The organism is Flavobacterium sp. FlaQc-48 (assembly GCF_044007335.1).
GTDB lineage: Bacteria > Bacteroidota > Bacteroidia > Flavobacteriales > Flavobacteriaceae > Flavobacterium.
The window spans coordinates 18,834-37,184 of record NZ_JBIPCR010000030.1; the positions used below are offsets into that span (position 1 = coordinate 18,834).

Consider the following 18,351-nt stretch of genomic DNA (forward strand, 5'->3'; position numbering starts at 1 on the left):
TTAATTATTTCCTATTCTAATTACATCAGCAAAAATTCCTGATGCTGTAACAGCTGCTCCGGCACCGGCGCCTTTGATCAATAAAGGCTGATCTACGTAACGATCTGTGTAGAACAAAACGATATTGTCTTTTCCTTCCAGATTATAAAAAGGATGATCTTTTGGAATGAATTGCAGGCCAACGCTTGCTTTTCCGTTTTCGAATTGTGCTACGTATTTTAATCTTGAATCTTTGGCTAATGCTTCTTTATAGATATTTTCGAAATGAGCAGCATGTTTGGTTAACGAGGCAAAAAAGTCTTCGTTGTTTGTTGTTGCTAAACATTCGGCTGGCAGGAACGATTCGTTGGCAATGGCGTCAATATCCATTTCGTAACCGCTTTCGCGAATTAAGATCAGGATTTTACGTGCCACATCAATTCCGCTTAAGTCGATTTTTGGGTCCGGTTCTGTGAATCCCTGAACTCCTGCTTCTTTTACCACATCATGAAAAGAGTTGTTCTTATCAAAATTATTGAAGATAAAGTTTAAACTTCCTGATAAAACCGCTTGTATTTTATGCACTTTATCGCCTGAAGCAATTAAGTTTTTTACCGTGTCGATAATGGGTAATCCTGCACCAACATTGGTTTCAAACAAAAACGGAGCGTTATATTGACGTGATAAACTTTTTAGTTTTTTATAATTGTCGTACGCTGATGAACAGGCAATTTTATTACAGGTTACAACCGCAATACTTTCTTTTAGGAATTTTTCGTACGTTTCAGAAACACTTGCATTGGCAGTAATATCCACAAAAATACTATTACGTAAATTCAGTTCTTTGGCGCGAGCGATAAATTCAGTCGGAATCGCATGTTCACCTTTGTCTAAAGCCGATTGCCAGTCTTTTAAAGAAATTCCATCTTCGTCAAAAAGCATTTTTCGTGAATTTGACAAAGCGATAACACGAACATTGATTTTTAGATTTTCTTTTAAGAACTTTCTTTGATTGTGAATTTGTTCGATGAATTTTTCACCCACATTTCCAACTCCCATTACAAATAAATTCAGCTGTTTGGTATTTTCTTCAAAGAAGTTTTCGTGTAAAGTATTCAATGCTTTTTTTACGTCTCTTTCGTTGATTACAGTAGAGATATTTCGTTCAGAAGCACCTTGCGCGATAGCACGGATATTTACGTTGTTTTTTCCTAAAGTACTAAACATTCTTCCGCTTAAACCCTGATGGTTTTTCATGTTTTCACCTACCAAAGCGATAATGCAAAGGTCTTTTTCTACAATAGCAGGATCGATTTTGTTTTGTAAAATCTCAACTTCAAAAGCTTTGTTGATGGCTGCTTCGGCATTTTCAGCATCCGAATTTAATATTCCGATACAAATAGAATGCTCAGAAGAAGCCTGAGTGATAAAAATAACATTAATTTTTTCCTGAGATAATACTTCGAACAAACGTTTTGATGAACCTGAAACCCCAATCATTCCTGGGCCTTCAAGTGTAACCAACGAGATATTATCGATATGGCTGATTCCTTTTACAACGGTATCTTTTGAAGAAACCTGATTGGAAATTAAAGTTCCTAAAGCTTCCGGCTCAAAAGTATTTTTGATTAAAATGGGAATGTTTTTTCTTAAAACCGGCTGAATCGTTGGCGGATACAACACTTTGGCACCAAAATGGGATAACTCCATCGCTTCCTGATACGAAATGTTGGCGATTGGCTGCGCTTGTTTCACGATTTTTGGGTTTGCAGTAAACATTCCGTTTACATCAGTCCAGATTTCTAATTGTGATGCCTGAAGTGCTCCGGCAATGATAGCCGCAGTATAATCAGAACCGCCACGGCCCAGAGTTGTAGTGATTCCGTCAGGAGTCTGAGCGATAAATCCCGGTAAAATATTGATTTGAGATTGGTTTCCGCCAAAATACTCCTGAATCAGTTGGTTCGAAACTTCAAAATTCACAACCGCTTTGCTAAAGTTATTGTTCGTTTTAATTAATTCGCGACTGTCTTTATACGCCACGTTTTTGTCAATTTGCTGATACGCCTGCGCAATGATATAAGACGAAAGCAATTCTCCAAAACTTAAAATTGTATCGGCAGTTCTTGGAGATAATTCGCCCAATAAAAAACAGCCGTCCAATAAAGTTTCCAGGTGATTGATGATTCTTTTTACGTGACTTAATAAACTGCTTTGTTCACTTACCGGAATAAGATCTTTTAATGTATCAAGATGTTTTTTCTCGATTTCAGCCACAATATCCCTGAAACTTTCGTCGTTTGCTGCTGCTTTTGCCGCTGCCAACTGCAATAAATCGGTTACTTTGCTTAAAGCTGAAACAACAACTACTAATTTATCTTGTTTAGAATTCTGATTTATGATTTCGAGAACGAGTTTTATATTTTGAGCATTGGCAACCGAAGTTCCGCCAAATTTTAATACTTTCATTTTGATGTTTTTTAATAAGGTGCAAAGATTTTGAGTAACAAAGGTTCAAAGGTTATCAACTGTGAACTGAAACTGAAAACTGCGACTATTTTTTTTCTTTGTAAATGTTTTTTATGTATCCATCGTCTTTCTTCTTTCATGAAAAAAGTATAGATAACCCAGGTTTATATGTAAAATGTATACCCCTAAGGGGTAGTAGTTGTTGTAGTAGAAATTGTAGTAGCAGCAATTGCAACTCTAGATGGAGTTGTCATTGTAGATTGATATTTTGCGCTGTTACTTTTCATTTTGATTTTTCAAAAGTACAGTTTTTTATAAAAGTTAAAAAACCGAAAATCCTTTTTACGAATATTTCAATAATTCAAATATAAGGATTTTAATATTGAGCTATTGTTAAAATTAAAACTCTAAAGATGGCTTATTCATATATTTAGCGCTTTTTTTTGTTAAGGCTTTAAAATCTCCATAGTATTGATTTTATTAAAAAGGAGATAAAAAACAAACGAATTTGTCCTATATACTAAGTAGGAAATGTTTTTTTTGATTTTTTTTAGAATAAATTCTAAAATAGAAATCCCGATCAATAAAGAACTGATTTTTTGTCTGATAATGATTATGAAATAAATAAAACAGAGGAAGCGAAATGGGACAAATTTTAATTATTACGAACAAATGTTGCTTTTTAATATTGATTTGCTGAATTTTGATGTCTTAAAATACAAACAACATGAGAGAAATCCATTATATAAGTACTGAAATCTTAAGTTTAGAAGCTTTACAAGAAATCATAGTGAATCAAAAAGCGCTTGAATTATCAGAAGAAGCTAAAGTAAATATTCAGAAATGCCGTGATTATTTAGATAAAAAAATGGCTTCACATTCTGAACCTATTTATGGTATCAATACAGGTTTTGGATCTTTATGTAATGTGAAAATCTCAAATGAGAATTTATCAAAGCTTCAGGAAAACCTGGTAAAGTCACATGCATGCGGAACCGGAGAAGAAGTACCTGCTGAAATTGTGAAGTTGATGTTGTTGCTTAAAATTCAATCGTTAAGTTACGGACATTCCGGAATTCAGCTGCAAACCGTAAATCGTTTGGTTGATTTTTACAATAATGATATTTTACCCATTATTTATACTCAGGGTTCTTTAGGAGCTTCGGGAGATTTGGCACCTTTGGCACATTTGTCTTTACCGCTATTAGGTGAAGGTGAAGTTTTGTTTGAAGGAAAAAAAGTAACATCAGGCGAAGTTTTAAAACATTTTGGATGGGAACCCATCATTTTGCAATCAAAAGAAGGTTTGGCTTTGTTGAACGGAACCCAGTTTATGAGTGCTTACGGGGCTCATATTTTGATAAAAGCGTATAAATATTCTTATCTGGCCGATCTTATTGGAACAATTTCTTTAGAAGGTTTTGACGGAAGAAGCGAACCTTTCAACGAATTGATTCATTATATACGTCCGCATAAAGGACAAATTATTACCGCGCAGCGTATTAATGAGTTTCTGGAGGGAAGCGAGATTATTGCCCAGGAGAAAAAACATGTTCAGGATCCGTATTCTTTCCGTTGTATGCCGCAAGTTCACGGTGCTTCAAAAGATGCCATCGATTATGTTCGAAAAGTATTCAAGACCGAGATTAATTCGGTTACGGATAACCCGAATATATTTATAGAAGCCGACCAGATTATTTCAGGAGGAAATTTTCACGGACAGCCTTTGGCTTTAGCCTTGGATTTCATGGCAATTGCTTTGGCCGAATTAGGAAGTATTTCAGAAAGAAGAACCTATCAATTGATTTCAGGACTACGTAATCTTCCGGCATTTTTGGTTGATAATCCGGGATTAAATTCAGGTTTTATGATTCCGCAATATACAGCCGCGAGTATTGCAAGTCAAAACAAGCAATTGGCAACCCCATCAAGTGTAGATAGTATTGTATCGAGCAACGGACAGGAAGATCACGTAAGTATGGGAGCAAACGGAGCAACAAAAGCATTAAGGGTTCTGGATAATTTAGAACGCATTCTGTCGATCGAGCTAATGAATGCTTCGCAGGCAATCGCGTACAGAGAACCGCTGAAATCGAGTGATTTTATCGAGATGTTTCTGAGCAGTTACAGAGAAGTCGTTCCGCTGGTTAAGGAGGATAGAATCCTGCATTATGACATTGAGAAAACCGTTGAATTTCTTGACAGTTTCCAAATTGAAAACGATTTGTTAACAATGGCTTAACATTGTAAAATATTAATGAAGTAATTTTGCACTATCAAAAATATAAAAATGTCAATAAACAGTATTTTCCAATTTTTAGTGCCGAAAGACAAGAAATTCTTTCCACTTTTTGAAGAGGCTTCAAGCAATTTAATTGAATTAGCTTCTAATTTACACGAAGCTGTAAATCTTCCATTAAAAGAAAGAGAAGTTCTTTTTCAAAAAATTGATGAATTAGAGCAAAGAGGAGAAGACATTACACGTCAAACCAATCTTGAATTGAGCAGAAACTTCATTACTCCGTTTGACAGAGAGGATATTCATACCCTGATTACTTCTATTGACAACGTTGCAGATTATTTGCACGGTGCAGCAAGCAGAATGAGATTGTATCAGGTTGATAAGATTACAAAATCGATCAGAAAAATGACTGAGATCAATCTTGAAGCTTGTCAGAACATTGACAGTGCGGTAAAAGAATTGAGAAATTTAAAGAACTTCAAAGTCATTAAAGATGCTTGTGCCAGAATTAATAAACTGGAAAACAAGTCAGATAACGTTTATAACAAAGCAGTTTTTGAAATTTTTGAAAACGAAACAGATGCTAAAAATATTATTAAATATAAAGAAGTGTTATCTGTTTTAGAATCAGCAACAGATAAATGTAAGAGTGTTGCAAACATACTGGAATCTATTTCTGTAAAACATTCTTAAATTCAATTTATTTTATTCTGAAGTTATAATTTATGACGCTACTTATAATTATTATAGTATTAGCTTTAATTTTTGATTACATCAATGGTTTTCATGATGCGGCAAATGCTATTGCAACTGTTGTTGCCACAAAGGTTTTAACGCCTTTTCAGGCAGTTCTTTGGGCAGCATTTTTTAACTTTCTGGCTTATTGGGTTTTCGGATTTGGTGTTGCAGATACTGTTGCAAAAACAGCGCACACTATGGAGATTAACCTTGTTGTTATTCTTGCCGGGGTTATTGCAGCAATTTGTTGGAATTTATTGACCTGGTGGTTAGGAATTCCTTCCAGTTCATCGCATACCTTAATTGGTGGTTTTGCAGGAGCAGCAGTGGCTCATGCTATCGCTGTGCATGGTTTTTCAGGTTATGTTGATGCCGATGGAGCTACTCATTACTGGTATGAAATAGTCAGCTGGTATAAAGCCGGAAAAGATGGTGGAATGCCTTCGGGAGTTCTTATTATCATTGCTTTTATTGTTTTAGCACCGTTATTAGGAGCATTAGCTTCTTATTTAATTTCGATCTGGTTGCTGAATGCTTCCCGAAAAAGTATTGGACCTAAAATTTTTACTGTTGCTTTAATGATTGCAACGATTTGGATAGTTAGTAATCTAATGGTTCCTTACGAAGAGATTGTTGAGCATGGAAAACCCAGATTCGAGTCTCATTTTTGGAGTGTAGCTTTTGATCCGCATAATATTAAATGGTTTTTAGTAGCTTTTATTATATTAACAGTTAGTGCTTTTTGTTTGATATTTAGTAGTTTAAACCTTCATCAGGCTGATGCTGCTTTGAAAAAAATGCAATTATTATCTTCTGCTGCTTTTAGTTTAGGTCACGGAGGTAATGATTCTCAAAAAGTAATGGGTATCATTGCAGCTGCTGTAGCAGTCTATATCAATACAAATCCTGGAGTTCACATGGATTCCTGGTTAGATGTTGTGTTGCCAAATGATGATTTAGGAGTAAAAGGAGTAATGCCGGGCTGGATTCCCTTAGCATGTTATTCTGCAATTGCTGCAGGAACTTTAAGTGGTGGTTGGAAAATTGTAAAAACAATGGGTTCTAAAATCACAAAAGTAACTTCTTTTGAAGGTGTTGCTGCTGAAACTGCGGGAGCTTTAACGCTTTATTTTACAGAGCATTTAAAAATTCCGGTAAGTACAACGCATACTATTACAGGTTCTATCATTGGGGTTGGATTAACAAAACGTGTATCTGCCGTTCGTTGGGGAGTTACTGTAAGCTTAATCTGGGCTTGGATATTAACCATTCCAATTTCAGCAATATTGGCAGGTTTAGTATATTACATTTTAAGTGTATTTATATAATAGTAAAATATTTTTGTAAAATGTGAGAGGTAAAATCGCATTTTAAAACAGATAAAAAAAAGCCGGTTTCTTTATTGAAACCGGCTTTTTTGTTGGGTATTATGGGTTGTTTTAAAGTTATAATGTATTTACATTTACTTTATAATACAAGAAGAGATAAAGTTTAAGAAATGGATGAATTAAATCAGATCGAAAGAATAAAAAAGAAGTTAGTTATAGCAAAAAATACAGATAAAGATTTAAAAGTATTTGGTGCAGACAGTCACAAATACTTTGTGGGAGAAACTGTCAATAACGAAGAAATTTTAAAGTTCGAAAAAGATTATACTATCGAGCTTCCTGAGGATTACAAAGCTTTTTTACTTCATATTGGTAATGGTGGAATTTCGTTTGCTGATTCTGCTGCCGGACCAGGTTACGGAATTTATCCTTTAGGAAAGAATACCAACGAATTGATATATGAGAATACTGAATTGTATTTAAAAGAGGAAGCTAAGATTCATCCAAAAATGTCAGATGAATTTTGGTCTGATCTCAACAAAAATATAGAAGATAATGATGCTATTTCTACCGAAGATTTTGATCTTGAATTAGGAAAAATATTTTCGGGATTATTGCCTGTTGGTACGCAAGGCTGCAGCTATTATCATGCACTTGTTTTAAATGGGGAGTTTAAAGGAAGGGTTGTGAATGTCGATTGCGACAGGCAAAAACCATACTTTACTTTTGAATCTAATTTCTTAGATTGGTACGAAAGATGGCTTGACGAAATTATACCTGAAAATGTAATGATAAATGAACCTGATTTGTTTAGGTATACCTTAGGAGGGAGTGTAAATTATATTTTAGAAGTATATTTTTCTACAAATGATAATGAAACTAAGGTCGAAAGCTTAAACGGGATCTTAAAAAAAGAAAAAATAGGTGCTGAAGCGCTTGACGTTTTAGAATCCCAGTATAGACTGACTTCAGGGGCAATTCAAAAAAAGATACTTCAAATCCTTACCAAGTTTGATTACCAAAGAGCTTATCCTTATTTGGCAGATTTTACTAAAGAAAGTTTATTAGATGTTTTTCAGTTTGTATTCTGGTATGCAAAAGATAAAAGTTCGGATTGGTTAGATGTTATTAAATGGAATACTGAAAATATTAACGATGAGGAAACTTTTCGTTTTTGTACTTATTTATTAAAGGAAATGAATCTGGATTATGGAGATATCATTGTGCCATTTGCCTCTAATGAAAGTGAAAATATAAGAATTAGTACTTATTATTCACTTGGGCAGCTCAAAAATAAAAACGATTTTACAGATGTTTTTATCAAAGGTCTCAGTGATAGTTCGAACAGGGTTATTCATGCCACTTTGCAGGCATTAGACGGGGTAGAAGATCAAAAGCTTTTAAAGCATTATAAAGTAATAGCTGAAAAATTCCCTAAAGAAAAAGATTACATTTTAGTTAATCTGAATCATAGGCTAAAGGCATATGGTCTAACTAATAAAACCATTAAAAAGATAAGTACAGATTTTGAAATTGAGAACTAGAAAGTAATCAATTTTAGAAATAAAAAAAAGCTGGTTTCTTTAGAGAAACTAGCTTTTTTGTGAAGTGATTATTGCGGATTTATTATTTGGTAAACAAGAATTCTTTTCCGCCTTGTTTTAAGATCATTTCTTTTTTATCAGAGTTAAATTCCAGAACAATACCTGCGGCATCAAATTTAAAGATATTGATAGCAGTAGCTTCTAAAGGAAAAGAAGGTTGTCCGTTTGCCTGAGCGATCAATGTATTGTTTTTCTGGGTAATATCTATTTTTAACGGAATTTGCAAGCTACTGTAAGTGCCTAAATAAGGGTTCAGGGTCTCTGTAGTAACAGCAATGTTGTTAAAAGAAGGCATTGTATATGGCTTGTTGAAATACGAACTTAATGCGCATAATAAGATGCTGTTGTTGTCATAATTAATTCCGTTTGAAGTGATGGCCAATGCTAGTTTTTCAGCTGGGAAATAGCTTAAAACAGATTTGAAACCATCAATTCCTCCAGTGTGACCGTAGCTTTTTTGTTCGAAATAAGGAAACTCAAAAAGTCCCATTCCAAATTTGTCTTTTATTGTTTTCATTTCATTTAAATGTTCGATAGAAACAATTTTTCCGGCAAAAAGACTTTCAATGAATAGATTCAGGTCAGTTGGATTAGAAACAATTCCGCCTGCTCCAAGCGGAATCGACATATCGGTTTCGTTTTCTTTGTTCCATTTCCCGTCAAAAGTATAAGAATAGCATTCGTTGTTTGCTAAGCTTATTTTACTGCCTAAATAAGTGTTCTTAAGTTTTAATGGACTTATAATTTTCTGATTTAGAATTTCGCTAAATGGTTTTTTGTAAATGTCTTCCAGTATAAATGACAACAAAACGTAGTTAGAATTGCTGTACTGACCTTTTGTGTCAGGTTCAAATACAATATCTCCGGCAGCTATTCTTTCTGTTATTTTGGCTCTGGATTGCAATTGAGTATTCCATTTTAAATAATCGGCCTCATTGGTAAAATCGTGAATACCGCTTCTGTGGTTTAGTAAATTGCTTATTGTGATAGTTTTGGCATTTTTTACTGTTGGGAAATATTTATCAATAGTTTGATTTAAATTGATTTTGTTTTCTTCGACAGCTTTAAAAATAAGAGAGGCTGTAAACATTTTTGAAATAGACCCAATTCGGTATTTTGTGTTTATGCCTGATTTTTTTGAAGTCGCAATATCTTCAAATCCAATTGATTTGGTGTAGATTGTTTTTCCGTTTTCAGAAATGGCAATGCTTCCCATGTATCGGTTGTTTTTTTCCAGAAGCAGGAACAAGCTGTCGAGTCTTTTTGCATTGAAAGTTTGAGAAAATGTACTCGTAATTACGAGAATAAATAAACCGGTGATAATTTTTTTCATGATAATGTTTTTTGATTGATTGATTTTTTAAACTTTAATAATAGGGTTATCAGTAAATAGAAAAATACGATTGATAGTAACATTGCCGGAATAAACCAGTTGCCAAGAACTTCATAAGTCTGATTTTTTATTTGATCTTCCGGATTGATTATTCCCAGGACAAAAACAGAAAAGGAGTCTTTTTTCATATAAAGTCCCACCAGGGACGGATTAAATATTTTTGCAAAAATCAAGAAAACGAAACCAAATAAAAAAAGGTATAAGACAAAGAAAAATATGTACGAAATGCCATTTGTAAAGTTTAAGATCAAAGCTCTGAAAACATGAATGGGATTAAATGTTTTTGTTGCCTGTTCCAGTTTCTTATCCGCAACAAGCGGTTTTAGAACTTCTTCAGGTGAGCCTAGCTTTTCAATAATATCCAAAAGAGAATCTATTTCGTTTTTCTCCTTATTGTTTTGGATGGATTCAAAAATATGGCTGTTAAATTCCATATAAATATCATCCTGATTCATTTTAGATAATGAAGCTGTTGCTTTTCTGATACGCTTCATATAATCATTATAAATCCTCTGCGAAGCTTTTTGTTCGAATTTGATGTCTTCTATTCTCATTGAATGATTTTTTTAATTGATTTTTCCAGATTCTCCCAGTAAATATTCATCTGGCTTAGGGTTTCTGTTCCGGCTTCGGTTAATGAATAATATTTTCTTGGAATACCGGTTTCTTGTTCTACCCATTTAGAATCAACTAATTCTTCTGTTTTTAATCGATTCATCAAGGGGTAAAGTGTTCCCTCTGCAATTTCTATTTCGGTATGTTTTCTTATTTGTTCGATAAGTTCATAACCGTAGTACTCATGATTCCTGAGTACATTCAGGATAATGAAGGTTAAGGTACCTTTCTTTACCTGCGATTTCCAGTTTGTTACAAATGTTTCGTTCATATGGCTAATGTATAACAAAATACATAGTATAACAAAGTATATAGCTAAGTTTTTTGTAATAAATATCTAACTATTTAATTTTCAGATATTTATTTTTTTTTAGGAATTACTTTTGTAAATTTTTACGATTGTGTTTTCGTTTGTAGTGCGTTTGTTTGAGATTTTTTTTGTCTTCAGAGATCACACTTATAGTACCGTCAATTTCAAGCATTGCGAGCTTTATATCGGTCAGGTGTTCTAAACCATGTTCGCGTGCCGCTTCTTTCAGTTCTTCGTGCGAAATGTCTAATTTGCTTAAGGCTTTAAAATCCAATACTCCATTGTGAATCAGGATTTCAGGTTTGTCCAGTAATAAATCATTAAGGCCTTTGTATTTATGGGTCAGCTTTTTGATGATATAATTGATAATAAATAAAGCCAAAGCAGCAATTAAACCTCCTGAGAGACTTGTGTCGGGACCGACCATTGCATTTTGAACCGAGTTGCTGATTAGCAGGATCAGAATGATATCAGCTGTATTTAATTGCGAAAGTTCTTTTTTACCAAAAATCCTCAAGGCAATGGTCATAAAAAAATAAACGGCAACACTTCTTGCAATAATATCTAAATAGGGATTTAGCATCATTTTTTATAGGATTTAAATTTAAAAAAAGCTTTGTCGAAGTTGTGAACTTAGACAAAGCTGTTAAAATTAATTGTATTTTATTAAGTTTTAGTGAACTTACTTATATGAGTTTAAAATTCTTTTCAATTGCTTTGATCATTTCCCCTGCAATATCTTTGTTTGTAGCGCCTTCAATTCCTTCAAGACCTGGCGAAGAATTTACTTCCAGTAATAATGGCCCTTTTGAAGAACGAATAATATCAACTCCGGCTACTTTTAAGTCCATAGCTTTTGCGGCTTTTATAGCGATCTTTTTCTCTTCGGCAGTTACTTTGATAACAGAAGCTGTTCCGCCAAGGTGAATATTTGCTCTGAATTCTCCTGGCATTGCTTCACGCTGAATGGCAGCAACTACTTTTCCGTCGATTACAAAACAGCGAATATCTTTTCCGTTAGCTTCTTTAATAAATTCCTGAACAAGGATATTAGCATTTAAGCTTTTAAAAGCATTGATAACACTTTCTGCTGCTTTTTTGGTTTCTGCTAAAACAACACCTTTTCCTTGTGTTCCTTCCAGTAATTTAACGATTAAAGGCGAACCTCCAACCATTTTGATTAAATTGTCAGTATCTAAAGGTGAATTGGCAAAACCAGTTGTTGGGATATCGATTCCGCTATTCAAAAGCAATTGCAATGAATATAGTTTATCCCGCGATTGTGTGATGGCTGTAGCCGAATTCAAAACATAAACCTTCAAAGCTTCAAACTGACGCGTTAAAGCACAGCCGTAAAAAGTAATACTTGGACGAATCCTGGGAATAATAGCGTCAAATTGATTCAAAATTTTTCCGCCACGATAATGAATTTCCGGAGTTTTGGCGTCCAGTTTCATGTAACATTCCTTGATGTTCAAAAAATGCATTTCATGACCGCGCATTTCACCCGCTTCCATGATTCTTTTATTGCTGTATAATTCAGGATTACTGGCTAAAAGTCCAATTCGTAAACCGGAAGTTGCTTTCTCTGAATTTTGATATAATTCTTTTAATGCTTCGGCTGTTGGCTGTCCTAACATGTATTTTTGTTCAGGATCAACTAATACACGTCCGCTCATGGCTTCGCGGCCTAAAAGCATACGAAATCCCATAGAATCACGGTTTGTCAACGTCATTTCTATTGGCCATTTTACATCGCCAAGTTTAATGCTGGTCTGGATAACGTAACGATGTTCTCTAAAACCGCTTGAACTTTTTACAATTCTTTTGTCAACCAACGGAGCTTCGCAATGAATGATGGTTTTAATATTATTCTGAATTGGATTAATATCAAATTTCACCCAATTGGCATCATTTTTTATAAAAGGAGCTATGTTTATAGCGTGCATTGCCGAAGTTTTAGCACCGGAATCTACACGAGCTTTGATTGTCGGAATTCCTAGTTCTGGAAATGAGCACCATTCTTCGCTACCTAAAATGACTTTGTTTTGAAGCATACGTTATTATTTGTTTTTTAGAGATTAATAGCCAAAAATAGCTATTTGCTTTTACTAAAGATACTAATTTATCTAAAAAAAATACCCGTTATGTTATGAAAACGTAACGGGTAAATTAAATTTGTTATGATTTTAAACTAATTTATTGATTAGTTGGCTCCTCTGCTTTGTGTATTTCTACTGAAAGTTCCTGAGAATCATCTTTTAAATCCATTAAGATTTCATCACCTGAATGTATTTTTGAAGTTATGATTTCTTCTGCCAGCAAATCTTCAACGTATTTCTGAATCGCTCTTTTTAGAGGTCTTGCTCCAAATTGTCTGTCAAAACCTTTTTCAGCAATAAATGCTTTGGCTTTATCAGTAAGATTTAGCTTGTATCCTAATTCAGCAATACGGGAATATAGTTTTGCAAGTTCGATTTCGATAATCAAATCGATGTCGCCTTTTTCTAAAGCATTAAATACAATTACATCATCAATTCTGTTTAAGAATTCTGGAGCGAAGGTTTTTTTCAATGCATTTTCGATAATGCTTTTTGAGTTTTCATCAGCCTGAGCCACTTTTGCAGCGGTTCCGAATCCTACACCTTGTCCAAAATCTTTCAACTGACGCGCTCCGACATTAGATGTCATAATAATGATAGTATTTTTAAAGTCGATTTTGCGACCTAAACTATCTGTTAAATATCCATCATCAAGAACCTGAAGCATCATATTAAATACATCCGGATGCGCTTTTTCGATCTCATCTAATAGCACAACACAATATGGTTTTCTACGCACTTTTTCAGTCAATTGACCTCCTTCTTCGTAACCAACATATCCCGGAGGCGCTCCAACTAAACGGGAAATAGCAAATTTCTCCATGTATTCGCTCATGTCGATACGAACTAATGCGTCTTCAGAATCAAATAATTCTTTTGCTAAAACTTTTGCTAATTGGGTTTTACCAACACCAGTCTGACCTAAGAAAATAAATGAACCAATTGGTTTGTTAGGATCTTTAAGTCCGGCTCTGTTACGTTGAATAGAACGGGCAATTTTTAAAACCGCTTCGTTTTGACCAATTACTTTGTTCTGAATCAATTCAGGTAATTTAGCCAGTTTGTTGCTTTCTGTTTGTGCAATTCTGTTTACAGGAATTCCGGTCATCATAGAAACAACATCGGCTACATTATCTTCTGTAACTTCAATTCGGTTGTTTTTAGAGTCTTCTTCCCATTGTTCTTGTGCAACAGCAAGGTCTTTTTCAATGCGTTTTTCATCATCGCGAAGTTTGGCAGCCTCTTCGTATTTTTGTTTTTTGACTACCATGTTTTTCATTTCACGAACTTCTTCTAACTGACGCTCTAAATCTAAGATTTGTTTTGGAACATCAATGTTAGTTATATGTACGCGGGACCCTGCTTCATCAAGAGCATCAATAGCTTTGTCCGGTAAAAAACGCTCAGACATGTATCTGTTTGTTAATTTAACGCAGGCTTCAATGGCTTCCTGAGTGTATGTCACATTGTGGTGATCTTCGTATTTGTCTTTTACATTGTTCAAAATGGCAATAGTTTCTTCAACAGAAGTTGGCTCCACAATTACTTTTTGAAAACGTCTTTCTAAAGCACCGTCTTTCTCAATATATTGTCTGTACTCATCAAGTGTTGTAGCACCAATACATTGAATTTCGCCTCTTGCTAAAGCAGGTTTAAACATATTTGAAGCATCAAGTGAACCTGTTGCTCCGCCGGCACCTACAATAGTATGAATTTCGTCAATGAACAGAATGATGTCATCATTTTTCTCCAACTCATTCATTACGGCTTTCATTCTTTCTTCAAACTGTCCTCTGTATTTTGTTCCGGCAACTAAACTGGCCAGATCAAGAGTTACAACACGTTTGTGAAAAAGAATACGTGATACTTTCTTTTGGATAATACGAAGTGCAAGTCCTTCTGCAATAGCAGACTTACCAACTCCTGGTTCTCCAATAAGAAGTGGGTTGTTCTTTTTTCTACGGCTTAGAATTTGTGAGACACGTTCAATTTCTTTTTCGCGCCCTACCACCGGATCTAGTTTTCCTTCCTCAGCCATTTCTGTTAAATCTCTCCCAAAATTATCTAAAACCGGAGTCTTGGATTTTTTGTTTGACTTATTGGCGGGATTATTAAAACTACTTTCTTTAAGACTGTCATCTTGTCCTGAATCGTCATTATACGATTCGTTTCTTGGCAAGTTTTCTAAGAATTCTTCTTCGTTTGGAGTCATGTTTAAATATTGTTCTTTAGCTATGTCATAATCTATTTTTAGTTTATTCAATAGCTTGGTTGTTGGATCGTTTTCGTTTCGTAAGATGCATAAAAGCAGGTGTGCCGTACTAATTGACGAGCTTTGAAATACTTTAGCTTCCAGAAAAGTGGTCTTCAGTGCCCTTTCGGCCTGACGCGTGAGATGAAGGTTTTTCTTTTCAGCATTTACTTCAACGCTCTGATTGGCCGGGCTCAGTATTTCTACCTTCCTGCGCAAATGATCTAGATCGACTGCAAGGTTATTAAGTATATGAATAGCTTTTCCGTTTCCATCCCTTAAAATGCCCAGCATTAGATGTTCAGTACCAATAAAGTCGTGGCCCAAACGCAAGGCTTCCTCTTTACTGTAGGTAATAACATCTTTTACTCTTGGTGAAAAATTATCATCCATAATATATAATTGGTATTGTAAATTTAGTGAATTACTGTTGGAAAAACAAAAACCGTACCCTTCGAGATCTCCTGACAGCTAAGAGACAAAAAAAATAACAATAAAAGCGTTAAAATACGCTTAATTTATTAACTAAAACCTAAAATAAAGTTGTTAATAAATCATTGAAATAAGTGTAAGGAAATAGCTGAAAAAATTCCAAAAAAACGTATCTTGGCACGCTTTGAAACTAATATAATTATTTAAACATAACAACTTATGTCTGAAGGAGAAAAGTTAATTCCTATTAACATTGAAGATGAAATGAAATCAGCTTACATCGATTATTCGATGTCAGTAATTGTATCGAGAGCGCTTCCGGATGTTAGAGATGGCTTGAAACCAGTGCATCGAAGAGTTCTTTACGGAATGTATGATTTAGGTGTAACTTCAAGATCTGCCCACAAAAAATCTGCCAGAATCGTAGGAGAGGTTCTGGGTAAGTATCACCCACACGGAGACACCTCTGTTTATGATGCAATGGTTCGTATGGCTCAGGAATGGAGTATGCGTTATTTATTAGTGGACGGTCAGGGTAACTTTGGATCTGTAGATGGCGATAGCCCTGCAGCAATGCGTTATACTGAGGCGAGAATGCGCAAAATATCTGAAGATATTATGGCAGATATCGAAAAAGAAACAGTTGATTTTCAATTAAACTTTGACGATACCTTATATGAGCCTAAAGTAATGCCAACCAGAGTTCCTACCTTATTGGTCAATGGAGCAACGGGTATTGCGGTTGGTATGGCAACCAATATGCCTCCACATAATTTAACTGAAGTAATCAATGGTACCTTAGCGTATCTTGAAAATAATGATATCGAAGTAGACGAATTAATGACACATATTAAAGCTCCGGATTTTCCAACCGGTGGTGTAATATATGGTTATGAAGGAGTTCGCGAAGCTTTTAAAACCGGTAGAGGACGTATTGTAATGCGTGCGAAAGTTGGTTTTGAAGAGGTAGACGGAAGAGAATGTATTATTGTAACCGAGATTCCATATCAGGTTAACAAAGCCGAAATGATCAAACGTACGGCTGACTTGGTTAACGATAAAAAAATTGAAGGTATTGCGAATATCCGTGACGAATCTGACAGAAACGGTATGCGTATCGTTTATATCCTGAAACGTGATGCTACGCCAAACGTAGTTTTGAATACCTTATACAAGTTCACATCATTACAATCTTCTTTTAGTGTAAATAACATTGCATTAGTAAAAGGCCGCCCGCAAATGTTGAATCTGAAAGATATGATTCATTATTTTATTGAGCACCGTCACGATGTAGTAGTACGCAGAACGCAGTTTGAATTGCGTAAAGCAGAAGAAAGAGCACATATTTTAGAAGGTTTGATTATTGCTTCTGATAATATTGATGAAGTAATTGCTATCATTAGAGGTTCTAAAAATACAGAGGAAGCCCGTGAGAAATTAATCGAAAGATTTAAATTGTCCGATATTCAGGCCCGTGCTATTGTTGAGATGCGTTTGCGTCAGTTGACAGGTCTGGAACAAGATAAGTTAAGAGCAGAATTCGAAGAATTAATGAAGTTAATTGAGCATTTGAAAGCTTTATTAGCTGATGTAGATTTAAGAACGAATTTAATTAAAGAAGAGCTTGAAGAAATCCGTGAGAAATACGGAGATGAGCGTCGTTCTACAATTGAATATTCTGGTGGGGATGTAAGTATTGAAGATTTGATTGCGGATGAAAATGTAGTGATTACCATTTCTCACGCAGGTTATATCAAACGTACCAACTTAACAGAATACAAAACTCAAAACAGAGGCGGGGTTGGACAAAAAAGTGCAGGAACAAGAGATCAGGATTTCCTTGAACACATGTTCGTTGCAACTAATCACCAATATATGATGTTCTTTACGCAAAAAGGAAAATGTTTCTGGATGCGTGTCTACGAAATTCCGGAAGGAAGCAAAACGGCAAAAGGAAGAGCAATTCAGAATTTAGTAAATATTGAAAGTGATGACAAAGTAAAAGCTTTCATTTGTACACAGGATTTAAAAGACAAAGATTACATCAACAGTCATAACCTTGTCATGGTAACCAAACAAGGTCAGGTGAAGAAAACTTCTTTAGAGAAATATTCTAAACCAAGGGTAAATGGTGTTGCTGCCATTACCATTAAAGAAGGTGATGAATTACTTGAAGCAAAATTAACTAACGGTGAAAGCCAAATTATCCTGGCAGTTAAGTCTGGTAAATTGGTTCGTTTCGAGGAAACAAAAACACGTCCGATGGGAAGAACAGCTTCAGGAGTTCGTGGAATTACCTTAAAAGATGATACCGATGAAGTAATTGGTATGGTTACGGTTGATAAAGAGGATGTAAACGATACCCAGATTTTGGTTGTAACTGAAAACGGATACGGTAAACGTACCAAATTAGTTGATGACGATGGAGAAGATGTTTACAGAATCACAAATCGTGGAGGTAAAGGTGTTAAAACACTTAATATCACGGAGAAAACCGGAAAATTAATTTCTATTAGTAATGTAACGGATGCTGATGATTTGATGATCATCAATAAATCCGGATTGACAATCAGAATGGCGATTGAAGATTTACGTGTAATGGGCCGTGCAACACAAGGTGTTCGATTGATTAACCTAAAAGGTAAAGATTCTATTGCTGCTGTAACAAAAGTTATGAAAGATGATGTTGCAGAAGTTGTTGTTGATGAAGACGGAAATGTTATTGAATCAGCTATCGAAAGAGTAAAACCGGATTTAGAAGTTCTTGAAGACGAAGGTCCTGTAGAAGATGATGATGACGATGATACGGAAGAAGAAGCAGAAGACGAAGATGATTCTGAAGAAGAAGAATCTGAAGAGTAAAAAGTAAACCACTTATAATTAAATAT

General features: G+C 34.8%; 12 protein-coding genes. 5 read left to right on the top strand and 7 right to left on the bottom strand.

Annotated elements, in window-relative coordinates; all coding sequences use genetic code 11:
- Nucleotides 1-2,448: a bifunctional aspartate kinase/homoserine dehydrogenase I gene (gene thrA, locus ACHRWY_RS27125; protein ID WP_395359079.1), complete on the bottom strand. Its 2,448-nt coding sequence runs from the start codon at nt 2,446-2,448 to the stop codon at nt 1-3.
- Between the two features lie 727 nt (nt 2,449-3,175).
- Here thrA and hutH point away from each other — a divergent pair.
- The 4 genes from hutH (at nt 3,176) to ACHRWY_RS27145 (ending at nt 8,300) form a co-directional block, all read left to right on the top strand.
- Nucleotides 3,176-4,690, top strand: a complete 1,515-nt coding sequence (gene hutH, locus ACHRWY_RS27130) for a histidine ammonia-lyase (RefSeq protein ID WP_395359081.1) — start codon at nt 3,176-3,178, stop codon at nt 4,688-4,690.
- Nucleotides 4,691-4,738: 48 nt separating this feature from the next.
- On the top strand, nt 4,739-5,383 hold the full coding sequence (locus ACHRWY_RS27135) for a DUF47 domain-containing protein (RefSeq protein WP_056250900.1): 645 nt from the start codon (nt 4,739-4,741) through the stop codon (nt 5,381-5,383).
- A gap of 32 nt (nt 5,384-5,415) precedes the next feature.
- Nucleotides 5,416-6,756 carry an anion permease gene (locus ACHRWY_RS27140; RefSeq protein WP_395359084.1) on the top strand — a complete coding sequence of 447 codons (1,341 nt, stop codon included), beginning with the start codon at nt 5,416-5,418 and terminating at the stop codon, nt 6,754-6,756.
- Nucleotides 6,757-6,926: 170 nt separating this feature from the next.
- Complete coding sequence (locus ACHRWY_RS27145; protein WP_395359086.1) at nt 6,927-8,300, top strand: SMI1/KNR4 family protein; 1,374 nt, start codon at nt 6,927-6,929, stop codon at nt 8,298-8,300.
- A gap of 82 nt (nt 8,301-8,382) precedes the next feature.
- Here the strand turns inward: ACHRWY_RS27145 and ACHRWY_RS27150 are convergent, their stop codons facing one another.
- From ACHRWY_RS27150 to ACHRWY_RS27175, 6 genes are all read right to left on the bottom strand, one after another.
- The gene (locus tag ACHRWY_RS27150; RefSeq protein WP_395359088.1) at nt 8,383-9,693 is read right to left on the bottom strand and encodes a serine hydrolase domain-containing protein; all 1,311 of its coding nucleotides are present in this window, start codon (nt 9,691-9,693) and stop codon (nt 8,383-8,385) included.
- The gene (locus ACHRWY_RS27155) at nt 9,690-10,307 is read right to left on the bottom strand and encodes an HAAS signaling domain-containing protein (protein WP_395359090.1); all 618 of its coding nucleotides are present in this window, start codon (nt 10,305-10,307) and stop codon (nt 9,690-9,692) included. The genes ACHRWY_RS27150 and ACHRWY_RS27155 overlap by 4 nt, the downstream gene beginning before the upstream one ends.
- The gene (locus ACHRWY_RS27160) at nt 10,304-10,639 is read right to left on the bottom strand and encodes a PadR family transcriptional regulator (RefSeq protein ID WP_395359092.1); all 336 of its coding nucleotides are present in this window, start codon (nt 10,637-10,639) and stop codon (nt 10,304-10,306) included. Before ACHRWY_RS27160 ends, ACHRWY_RS27155 begins: the two co-directional genes overlap by 4 nt.
- A gap of 106 nt (nt 10,640-10,745) precedes the next feature.
- Nucleotides 10,746-11,261, bottom strand: coding sequence for a DUF421 domain-containing protein (locus ACHRWY_RS27165; protein ID WP_395359137.1), 516 nt, complete (start codon nt 11,259-11,261; stop codon nt 10,746-10,748).
- 103 nt (nt 11,262-11,364) lie between these two features.
- A complete protein-coding gene (gene rimK / locus ACHRWY_RS27170) occupies nt 11,365-12,735 on the bottom strand; it encodes a 30S ribosomal protein S6--L-glutamate ligase (protein WP_395359094.1) in 1,371 nt (456 codons plus the stop codon).
- A 142-nt stretch (nt 12,736-12,877) separates the two neighbouring features.
- Nucleotides 12,878-15,424, bottom strand: coding sequence for an ATP-dependent Clp protease ATP-binding subunit (locus ACHRWY_RS27175; RefSeq protein ID WP_194615559.1), 2,547 nt, complete (start codon nt 15,422-15,424; stop codon nt 12,878-12,880).
- Nucleotides 15,425-15,682: 258 nt separating this feature from the next.
- Here ACHRWY_RS27175 and gyrA point away from each other — a divergent pair, with 258 nt between their 5' ends.
- Complete coding sequence (gene gyrA / locus ACHRWY_RS27180) at nt 15,683-18,325, top strand: DNA gyrase subunit A (protein WP_395359096.1); 2,643 nt, start codon at nt 15,683-15,685, stop codon at nt 18,323-18,325.
- Nucleotides 18,326-18,351: the final 26 nt, after the last annotated feature.

Bases quoted from the DNA above. Each gene is read 5' to 3' on its own strand.
- thrA (WP_395359079.1), bottom strand. From the start codon at position 2,448: ATGAAAGTATTAAAATTTGGCGGAACTTCGGTTGCCAATGCTCAAAAT.
- hutH (WP_395359081.1), top strand. From the start codon at position 3,176: ATGAGAGAAATCCATTATATAAGTACTGAAATCTTAAGTTTAGAAGCT.
- ACHRWY_RS27135 (WP_056250900.1), top strand. From the start codon at position 4,739: ATGTCAATAAACAGTATTTTCCAATTTTTAGTGCCGAAAGACAAGAAA.
- ACHRWY_RS27140 (WP_395359084.1), top strand. From the start codon at position 5,416: ATGACGCTACTTATAATTATTATAGTATTAGCTTTAATTTTTGATTAC.
- ACHRWY_RS27145 (WP_395359086.1), top strand. From the start codon at position 6,927: ATGGATGAATTAAATCAGATCGAAAGAATAAAAAAGAAGTTAGTTATA.
- ACHRWY_RS27150 (WP_395359088.1), bottom strand. From the start codon at position 9,693: ATGAAAAAAATTATCACCGGTTTATTTATTCTCGTAATTACGAGTACA.
- ACHRWY_RS27155 (WP_395359090.1), bottom strand. From the start codon at position 10,307: ATGAGAATAGAAGACATCAAATTCGAACAAAAAGCTTCGCAGAGGATT.
- ACHRWY_RS27160 (WP_395359092.1), bottom strand. From the start codon at position 10,639: ATGAACGAAACATTTGTAACAAACTGGAAATCGCAGGTAAAGAAAGGT.
- ACHRWY_RS27165 (WP_395359137.1), bottom strand. From the start codon at position 11,261: ATGCTAAATCCCTATTTAGATATTATTGCAAGAAGTGTTGCCGTTTAT.
- rimK (WP_395359094.1), bottom strand. From the start codon at position 12,735: ATGCTTCAAAACAAAGTCATTTTAGGTAGCGAAGAATGGTGCTCATTT.
- ACHRWY_RS27175 (WP_194615559.1), bottom strand. From the start codon at position 15,424: ATGGATGATAATTTTTCACCAAGAGTAAAAGATGTTATTACCTACAGT.
- gyrA (WP_395359096.1), top strand. From the start codon at position 15,683: ATGTCTGAAGGAGAAAAGTTAATTCCTATTAACATTGAAGATGAAATG.